This is a genomic window from Nocardiopsis trehalosi NBRC 14201 (assembly GCF_001552555.1).
Lineage (GTDB): Bacteria > Actinomycetota > Actinomycetes > Streptosporangiales > Streptosporangiaceae > Nocardiopsis_B > Nocardiopsis_B trehalosi.
In genome coordinates, this window is the sequence record NZ_BCRK01000219.1 from 1 (window position 1) to 8795 (window position 8795).

6 protein-coding genes are annotated in these 8795 nt (G+C 69.6%); 1 reads left to right on the forward strand and 5 read right to left on the reverse strand.

The window, feature by feature from the left end; translation table 11 throughout:
- Positions 1–84: 84 nt before the first annotated feature.
- From NT8_RS25120 to NT8_RS25135, 3 genes are all read right to left on the reverse strand, one after another.
- A complete protein-coding gene (locus NT8_RS25120; protein ID WP_067974631.1) occupies positions 85–1497 on the reverse strand; it encodes an FtsK/SpoIIIE domain-containing protein in 1413 nt (470 codons plus the stop codon).
- A gap of 382 nt (positions 1498–1879) precedes the next feature.
- On the reverse strand, positions 1880–2296 hold the full coding sequence (locus tag NT8_RS25130; RefSeq protein WP_067974635.1) for a plasmid replication, integration and excision activator: 417 nt from the start codon (positions 2294–2296) through the stop codon (positions 1880–1882).
- Positions 2297–2417: 121 nt separating this feature from the next.
- Complete coding sequence (locus tag NT8_RS25135) at positions 2418–3149, reverse strand: GntR family transcriptional regulator (protein ID WP_084469268.1); 732 nt, start codon at positions 3147–3149, stop codon at positions 2418–2420.
- An 819-nt stretch (positions 3150–3968) separates the two neighbouring features.
- On the opposite strand from NT8_RS25135, the gene NT8_RS25145 reads away from it, so the two are divergent.
- Positions 3969–5243, forward strand: a complete 1275-nt coding sequence (locus NT8_RS25145) for a tetratricopeptide repeat protein (protein WP_157515972.1) — start codon at positions 3969–3971, stop codon at positions 5241–5243.
- Positions 5244–6397: 1154 nt separating this feature from the next.
- Here NT8_RS25145 and NT8_RS25155 read toward each other — a convergent pair.
- Positions 6398–7585: an epoxide hydrolase family protein gene (locus NT8_RS25155; RefSeq protein ID WP_067974648.1), complete on the reverse strand. Its 1188-nt coding sequence runs from the start codon at positions 7583–7585 to the stop codon at positions 6398–6400.
- Positions 7586–7645: 60 nt separating this feature from the next.
- Positions 7646–8551, reverse strand: a complete 906-nt coding sequence (locus NT8_RS25160; protein WP_067974651.1) for a helix-turn-helix domain-containing protein — start codon at positions 8549–8551, stop codon at positions 7646–7648.
- Positions 8552–8795 lie beyond the last annotated feature (244 nt).

Here is an 8795-nt window from a genome sequence, read left to right on the forward strand (position 1 = left end):
CGGCAGCGATCTGTTCGGCCACTTCCCGCGCCAAGGGTTGTGCCATGCGCTCGGCGCGCGTGGTCTTGCCGGTCGGAGTCGGCATCAGGCCCCCGCCGCCCCGAATTCGCCGGCCATGGCGTCGATGTCGTCATCACTGACGTAGGCCGCCCGGACCCGCACGGGGGCGGGTGAGCCCTCGATCTTGACGAAGGCCACCCCGGGAAGGTCCGGGTCGATGAGGTGCGCCAGAGCGCCCCGGTCGCGGGCGCCCTCGCCCAAGACCATGTCGACCTGGGAGGCTTCATCGAGGCGCAGGGCGACCTTGTCGGGGAAGAGGTTGCGCAGGTTCATCACCTCCTTGCGCGGATCCTGCAACGCGGCCAGCACGCAGAACCCAACCGACCGGCCCTGGGACGTCAAAGTCGCGATAGCGTTCTCCGCGCGGCGGCGGACGTCCCGATCCGGGTGGTAGGCGGTCAGGAACGCCACCTCATCGAGCACCACCACCACGAACGGGTCATCTGTCGACGGCACGTGGACCCGCTGCTTGCCCGCGTAGCGTTCGGCCCGCTCCTGCATGTCGGCCACCGCGCGTTCGAGCAGGGCCACCGCGGATTCGCCGTCATCGGCATAGGAGGCGAACAGGTGCCGGCCGTAGGACAGCTCCATCCGCTTCGGATCGATCGCCCGGACCTCCACCGTCCCCGCCTGCATCGCGGGGAGCATCGCCCGGAGGGCCGACCAGATGACCGACCCCTTCCCCGCACCCGTCACCCCGACGACCAGTACGTGGGTGCCGTGCAGGCGCAGGTGCCAGGGTTCCCCGTCTTCGCACCGGCCCACGGGCAGCGCCGACAGGTCCGGGTCCGCAGGAACGGGCAGAGCGTCCAGCGGGCGCGCGAGGGTATCCCGGCGCGGGAACTCCAGCACCACATCCCTCGGGCCGAGCACCGTCACGCGGCAGGAGGGGGCGCCGAACCCGTGCGCGAGTTCGGTCACGCGCTGTTCGACGTCGGCGGGGGCGGTGCCGGCCACCAACCGCATCCGGACCCGGTCGGCCCATGTGGAGCAGGTGACCCGGCGGATACGGGGAAGGTAGCGGCGCTCCTGGTAGGACTCGGCGAGTCCGGCGACGACGAGGACGGGTTGCCAGTGGCGCCGGTACACCGCGACCCACCGCCACGCGGCCAGCGCTCGTAGCGCGATCAGGCGGTGGAAGGAGTCAGGCCAGCGCACCCACCAGGCCAGCAGGACCGAGGTCGCGGAGATCAACGTGACGGCCACGCCCGCCGTACCGAACAGGTAGCCGGTCGCGGACAGGACGGCCGCCGATCCCACGGCGACGGGGAAGCGAATCGGGGCCAGGACCAGGACGCGGAGAAGGCGGGTGATCCAGGCGATCAGGACGAAGATGCCCGGCGTCTCGACAACAGGGGTGGAGAAGCGGAACGCCTGCGCGGGGACGGGCAGGGTCGGCGGGGTCTGAGCCGCACCGGCGTGGTTGCTGCGCAGCATAAGCTGAGGTCACCTCTTTCGTGTTCGTGCGAGGGCAATCGCGTAGCGGGAGGGGTATCGGGGGCGGCTCGTGGTGTTGGCGCACCAGGCCGCCCCGCAACGTGTCAGGCGTGGTGCTGCTGCTCCGTACTCGGCAGGCCCCGGTACATCCGCTCGCAGGACGCAGCGAAGGCGGCTGCCTGCTCAGCCAGGAGACGGGCGAAAGCCACGTCCGAAGCCGACACCCGGGCGACGTCCGCAGTCCCAAGGACGATCTGTGTGCCTGCGAGGGCGAACAGCAGTACCGGGGAGCGGCCGGGGTAGGACTGTGCTTCCACCGAGGCTTCACCACGTGCGTGCAGGGAAAGCACGCTTACGGGCGAAGTCCGGTACCGATCCCCCATCAGGAGGCGTCCTTCGCCGCGCCGGAGTTCGCCGCAGTCCTGCGCGGCCCGCCGCCGGGCGTCTTCAGGCTCTTGGCGCGCAGCGAGTAGGCCACCCGGGGCCGGCGCCCGTTGTCATCGACGTAGGGCATGACCGACATCGCCTCGAACTCCACCGGCCGGAACGGCAGCCCCGGAACCTCATCGGGAAGCACCGGGCAGTGCTCAGCGGCCACCTTCACCTTCACGCTCTTGGCCTTGCCCCGCGCCTCGGGGTCCGCGTCGATCACATCCACCGCCCACATGGGCAGCCCCGACACCTTGTCGGTCTGCGGACGCTTCGTCTCGAAGTCGGTGATCGCCTCCACCCCCAGCGCGTAGCAGCCCGCCGGGAACACCGTCCCGAACTCCACCGGAATCGCACCCTGAATCGCCATCTGAGACACCTCTATCCTGAGCAGTTGGCCACTTGTCTTAACAAGTGCTTCGACAGAATAGCAAGAAGCCCACTTGGTCTGTCAAGCGACCAGGCGGGCTTCTTGGGGCGATCGAGACCGTCTAAACCAGCGAATACGCGTCCTCCAACTCATGCCGGTCGGCAGGCATGAGCACCGAGAGCACCAGGAGGGGGCGCCCGGTCGCGTCTCGTATCGACGCGTGAACCACGAGGAGAGCCGTCCGCTCCGGCAACTCCAACGTCCGTACCTCATCCTGCGTGGGCAGACGGGCGGTGACCTGCTCTAGGACATGATCGAAGCGCACGCCCTTCTTCGTCTCCAGATGGCGCCGCAGTCCTTCGGGGAGCGCATCGGTCGACTCCAGGTCGGTGCCGGCCGCGATGTCCAGTGGCACCCAGATGGACACCATTTCGAGGGGGTCACCGTCCTGGCTGACCAAAACCGTGCGCCGAAGGAAGAGGTTGTCATCCGACCCGAGCAGACCGCGAAGACGATTCGGCGGCTGCTCCCGTCCGACCGACAACACCCGCTCCTGACGTCCATCCAGGATCGGTTCGACCAGGTCGGCACCCTTCCGCGTACCCGTCTGAACCTGTTCAAGCGCGGGCTGCCCGAGAACGTAGCGGCCTTTGCCCTGCTGACTCTCGATCCAGCCGTCTTGCCTGAGCACCTGGAGGGCGCGCACCACCGTAGGGCGTGCCACGTCGAACTCTTGCGTCAACTGGGCCTCGCTCGGCATGAGGGTGCCCGGAGGGTAGTCACCCTGAGTGATACGGCGCTGTAGCTCGGCCACGACACGGGCGTACTTGGGTGGCGTGTATTCGAATGGCATTCGGTGGCCCAATCTGTATCTTGCCTTGTCAAGCAGGCTAGCGCTTAAGCACTCTGCTTGTCAGGGGGCAAGAGTCCCGAGGGCAGCCCTCTCTTTGTGATCACGTACGGTGCCGCAAGCTCGGAGAAGGTGGGGCAGGGCCACAGTTGGAGGCACACCCGGCAGCGGGAGGACCCCCAGTGCTCCGACAGGGCGTCTCCGGAACTGGTTACCGGACGGTGGATACGCAGGGCAGCGACGGACGCCTTCACCAGCTCCGCAGCGAAGCCGCCGGCGGACGTGTAGAACTGCGACTCCGCGAGGGACATTCGCACCCAGTAGAGGGTGTCGTCGGTGCCGGCCACCGGTTCGGGCTGCTCCAACTGCATGTCGGCCCACGGCCGGAGCAGGCCGAGGCGGATGGCCTCTTGTTCGAGTTGACGCAGCAGGGCGCCGTGTCCGGTCATCGACCTGGGAGGCTTCCACTCAACCGACATGCCTGCGCTCCGTCCTCTCCCCGGCCCCGTCGCAGTCAGGGCACGTCATGACTGTGGTGACGGGCCGCCCATCGACCACCCGGGTAGCCACACCGCCTCGTGTGGTGCGGTACTTCGTGCCCCTGCCTCTGCACGAGGAGCACACCCAGGCCAGGCGGCGGACTTTCGGCGCTGGCGAGGACAAGCGACCAGCCTCCTTCAACGGTGCCGTTGTCTTGACGTACGGTTCGTAGTGGTGAAGGAAACCAGCCAGACCACCCGCGAAGGCAGCCCCTAGAGGTCCCCCCTCGGACCCCTTCCGGCCCCCTTCCACACCTCTTTGGCAGGGCGGATGCGCGAGAGAGTGCCGAACATCCGGCTACGGGCATGGCGCGACGCGAAGCACTGGACGCGCGCCGAGATGGCGGAGGCCATCAACCGGGCCGGCGAGCGACTGAACGAGTCCATTACGTGCGACGTCGAGCGGATACGGCGTTGGGAGGTGGGAGAGACCCAGTGGCCCCAGCCTCCCTATCGCCGCGTGCTCGAAGAGGTCACCGGCGAGAGGATCGATGAACTCGGGTTCATCCGTCCCAGTCGGAATGACCGACTCGTGGTCCCGGAGCGGCTCGCCGCAGAGGAGCCGATCACGCCCTTCGGCGCGGAAGCCGAGCTGTTCGACACGATGGAACTCGCCCGCATGGCCGGCCTTTCCGAGGTGGGCAGCGGAGCTGTCGAGGCGATCAATGAGGCCGTCGACCTCCTGTCCCGGGCGTATCCGAGCGTGCCGGCCGCCCAACTGAAGGAACGGACCAAGCGGCGGCTTCATAGCGTCATGCGCATGCTCGGCGGGAGGATCACGCTCGCTCAGCATCGGGAGTTGCTGGTGTCGGCGGGATGGCTGTCCGTCCTTCTCGGCTGTCTCCACTACGACCTGGGTGAGCGCGAGCAGGCCGAGGCCGCGCGCCAGGCCGCGTTCAACATGGGCAGGGAGGCCGGACACAGCGAGATCATGGCGTGGACGCGGGAGATGGCGTCGTGGTTCGCCATGGTCGAGAACCGGTACGAGGAAGCGGCGTTGCACGCACAAGCCGGACAGGACATGTTGACGTCGCCCACCAGCGCGACCGTCCAACTGATCCTGAAGGAGGCGCAGGCCCTTGCCCGGGTCGGTGATCGTTACGGAGCCGACGAGGCGTTGTCCCGAGCGGCAAGGACGCTAGACCAGTTGCCACGGCCGGAGCACCCGGAACACCATTTCGTCTTCGACCACGCGAAGTGGCTCATGTACGCGGCCACCTGCTACGGATGGTTGGGCGACGATGACCGGGCCGAAGAACACGCGCTCGAACTGATCGAGGTTCACGCCCGCCCAGACGGCACGTCCAAGGCACCCCTGCGCACGGCCAACGCCTACATCGATCTCGGCATCATCCACGCCCGCCGCGGAGACCTTGACGGAGCAATTGCACGCGGTACAGCTGCCTTGCAGTTCGAGCGTAAGAGCAATGCTGACCTCTTGGGGCGTGCGGCCGAACTCGGTGCAGTCCTACAGCAGCGCTATCGAGGCGAGCGGGTTACTACTGAGTTCCATGAGCGCTACCTTGCGGCCCGCAAGGCGATCGCGGGTGCCGAGTGACCTCACCCGAGACCTACATATGGTGCCAGAGATACGCGGATACCCAATATCTTGGGCGAATGATGGCCATGTTAACGAAGTGGCTGGTATGATCCCCAGAAGCTGAAAACCCCAGCATGGCTTAGCCAACGGGGGTTGACGCCAGGCTGGGGTCTTCTTTCTTAGCGGTTAGTACGACCCTACATGGTGTGGTTGCCATGGGTATGCATGACCCCCACCTCCGCTTTGGCGTCCAGCTTAGGATGGGGGTGAGCGTGGTGGCTAAGGGGAAGGCGCGGCCTGTCAAGGCGCGCAGCGCTATCACCGGTCGGTACGTAAAGCTGGCGACGGCGAAGCGTAGTCCGAGGACGACCGTGGTCGAAAGGTCGACCAAGAAGAAGAAGTAGTAGCAACAGGGCCAGGGCGCGGCATACCTCGCGCCCTGGTCTTTGTGTTACCGGGACAGTCTTTCTCCTTGCCGAGTTGGGCTGTATGGGATCAAGGCGACGGCGCTTCGCGCCGTCCTGCCGGCTTGGCGGGCGCCGCTCGGGCTGCGGGCTGGCGCCCGGTCCCGAGCGTCGCGCCCGCCCGCCGGCGGTGCGCGTGGGTGCGCGCCTGCTGCCCCTGAACCGCCCGTTCGGGGACGCGCCGTCGCCCTCGCGATCGCCGGTTGAGCGGTGAAGCGCGCATTGGTGGCCCGGTTGAGGACTGGTGGTACCAGGGGGCTACCGCCCCCATGGACCCCCGGGGCCCGCACGGAACCTGGCGCGAACAAGGACGTGATGGGGTGCGGACCGATCGCGCCAGAACCCGCGCGGGATCGAACCGTGGTCACCCGCCCCTGAGGTGGGGAAGCTGCCACACAGGCAGGCTGAAAGGCGCTCGCCGAACGTGGTCGGCGAGATGGTCGGCGTGCCACATACGTGCCACACGCGGCGGTGATCATGGGGGAACCACGGTGATCAACGTGCATCCGCCGGAGGTTCGCGCAGGTGGACAGGTGGCGAGGTCATCGAGGTTTTTTGGCGTGTGGTCTTCCCAAGCTGATAACGCGGGTTCGATTCCCGTCATCCGCTCAGCACCACGAAGGCCCAGGTCAGGGAGGAATCCTCCACCTGGGCCTTCGTCGTTTCCAGGGGCGGTTCGGGCCCGCGTGCCAGTCCCGTGCCGGATACTCAGCCGCCGCCGGGGCGGGCGTGGCGGAAGGCGGCCCTGATCTCGGCGACCAGGAGGGACGGCTGCTCCAGGCCGGGGAAGTGGCCGCCGCGGTCCAGCTCGTGCCAGGACCGCAGGTCGCGGTAGCGGCGCTCGGCCCAGCGCCGGGCGGTCGGCCACGGCTCGGCCGGGAACAGCGAGCAGGCGGTGGGCACCGTCACCGGCCGGGCGTTCTCCTCCTCGGCGCTGCGCGGTACCCACCGGATGGCCTCCCAGTACCAGCGGGCGCTGGAGGCCCCGGTGCGGGTCAGCCAGTACAGGGCGATGTCGTCCACCTGCTGCGCCACGCTCACCCCGCCGCCGGCCTCCGGACGGGTGTCGGAGTAGGCGTCGAACTTCTCGCCGAGCCACGCCGCCAGGCCGGCGGGTGAGTCGAGCAGGGAGTAGCCGAGCGTCTGCGGGCGCGTGTTCATGATCATCCCGAACCCGTAGCCGTCCGCGAGGTGGGTGTCGCGCCGCTCCAGCATGCGCCGCTCCGCCAGGTCCGGCGCGCGGCGGTCGTCGGGCAGCGGCGAGGCGATCGGCATGGTCAGGTGCAGGCCGACGGTGCGCTCGGGGGCCTGGCGCGCCAGTTCGGTGGAGACGAACGCCCCCCAGTCCCCGCCGTGCGCGCCGAACCTCTCGTAGCCGAGCGCGGTCATCAGCCCGGCCCACGCCCGCGCCGTGCGGGCGGGGTTCCAGCCGGGTTCGCTCGGGCGGTCACTGAACCCGAAGCCCGGCAGGGCCGGTACGACGACGTGGAAGGCGTCGCCCGCGGAACCGCCGTGGGCGACCGGATCGGTCAGCGGACCGATGACGTCCTCGAATTCGAGCACGGAGCCCGGCCAGCCGTGGGTGAGGACCAAGGGGAGCGCGGCGGGTTCGGGCGAGCGCACGTGCCAGAACGCGATGCGCAGGCCGTCGAGCCGCGCACGGTAGTGGGGGATCGCGTTCCACCGAGCCTCTGTGGCCCGCCAGTCGTGCCGCCGCCAGGCGTCCAGTACCGTCCGGAGCCGGTCCACCCGGACGCCCTGGCTGGTGTCCGGCACCGTCTCGGGTTCGGGGAGCCGGGTCGCGTCGAGACGGGCGTGCAGGTCCGCCAGATCGCGGTCGGGGACGTGGACGGGGAAGGGCTCGATCTCCGGCGTTGTCGCCGCGTGTTCGGACATGGGGAAACCCTAGGAACGGCGCGTGCGCCGGGGCCATGCCCGGGATTGCCGAGACAGCGGTCAGGAATTGCGGTACGCCGAAGGGCGGGCGCCCGTGTGCCGGAGGAACGCCGTCGAGAGGGCGCCGGGGTCGGCGAACCCGCAGAGCGGCGCGATCCGGGCGACGGGGAGGTCGGTGTGCCGCAGCAGGTCCTGCGCCTTCTCGATGCGCAACCGGGTGAGGAACCGGTGCGGCGTCTCCCCGGTCGCCCGCTTGAACACGCGGACGAGGTGGAAGACGCTGAGGTACACCTCCCCCGCGATGTCGGCCAGCGTGAGCGGTTCGGCCAGGCGGTCCCGCATGAGGGCGATCGCCGCGCGGACCCGGGCGTCCTCCCGCACAGGCCCCCGTTCGACCGGTCGCCGCGCGTGGCGCTGGAGCAGGTGCACGGCCAGGAAGGCGGCCGCCGACTCGGCGTACAGGTCGCCGGGCTCGGCCACAGCGCCGGCGGCGCGGACGGCCTCCTCGATGAGGGGGTCCCCGGAGGCCACGGACGCCGCCATGGCCGCGTAGTCCACGGCGCCGCCGCCCAGCCGCTCCGCGGCCTCCTCGATCGTGCCGCGCGGGATGTGGATCTGGAGGCTGCGCAGCGGGCCGTCGCCGCGGTAGCGGCGGAGGACGGCCCGGTCCGGGACGCCCAGCTCGATCCGCCCCGGCCGCCAGGTGCGGCGGCTCCACCGGCCGCCCCCGGAGCGGCCGCCGCTCCGGGTCTCCATGACCGCCCGGCCGGCCACGGGCAGGACGAGGTGCACGTCCGCCGCCGCCGGCAGCTCCATGTCCTCGACCACCGGGACGTGGTCGAACCGCTGCACGAGCAGGGACTCCCAGCCGAGGTCCGTCCAGCTGCAGTGCGTCCGCCGGACGTAGGGGTCCACGTCGAGCCCCGCATAGGGCCGAAGGTCGAAGCGGCGGGAGTCGAACACCATAAGCCCGAGGCTAACGGCCCGCGCCGCCGCCGGATCGCCTGCCCGGGGCCGGATTCCGTGGCCCGCGCGGGGGTGCGGCGGCGGGGGTGGTGGGCGGTCTGCCGGCAGCGGTGGTCCGGGGAGCCGGGGATCGGGAGGTCCTGGATGCGGGCGCGCAGGGTGCCGAGGATCGAGGTCATGGCCGGGTCCGCGGTGGACCCGGTGGGCACCCGCCGACGCGCGGCCGCGCGTCGGCGGCCGCCGG

Bases quoted from the DNA above. Each gene is read 5' to 3' on its own strand.
- NT8_RS25160 (WP_067974651.1), bottom strand. From the start codon at position 8,551: ATGGTGTTCGACTCCCGCCGCTTCGACCTTCGGCCCTATGCGGGGCTC.
- NT8_RS25135 (WP_084469268.1), bottom strand. From the start codon at position 3,149: ATGCCATTCGAATACACGCCACCCAAGTACGCCCGTGTCGTGGCCGAG.
- NT8_RS25155 (WP_067974648.1), bottom strand. From the start codon at position 7,585: ATGTCCGAACACGCGGCGACAACGCCGGAGATCGAGCCCTTCCCCGTC.
- NT8_RS25120 (WP_067974631.1), bottom strand. From the start codon at position 1,497: ATGCTGCGCAGCAACCACGCCGGTGCGGCTCAGACCCCGCCGACCCTG.
- NT8_RS25130 (WP_067974635.1), bottom strand. From the start codon at position 2,296: ATGGCGATTCAGGGTGCGATTCCGGTGGAGTTCGGGACGGTGTTCCCG.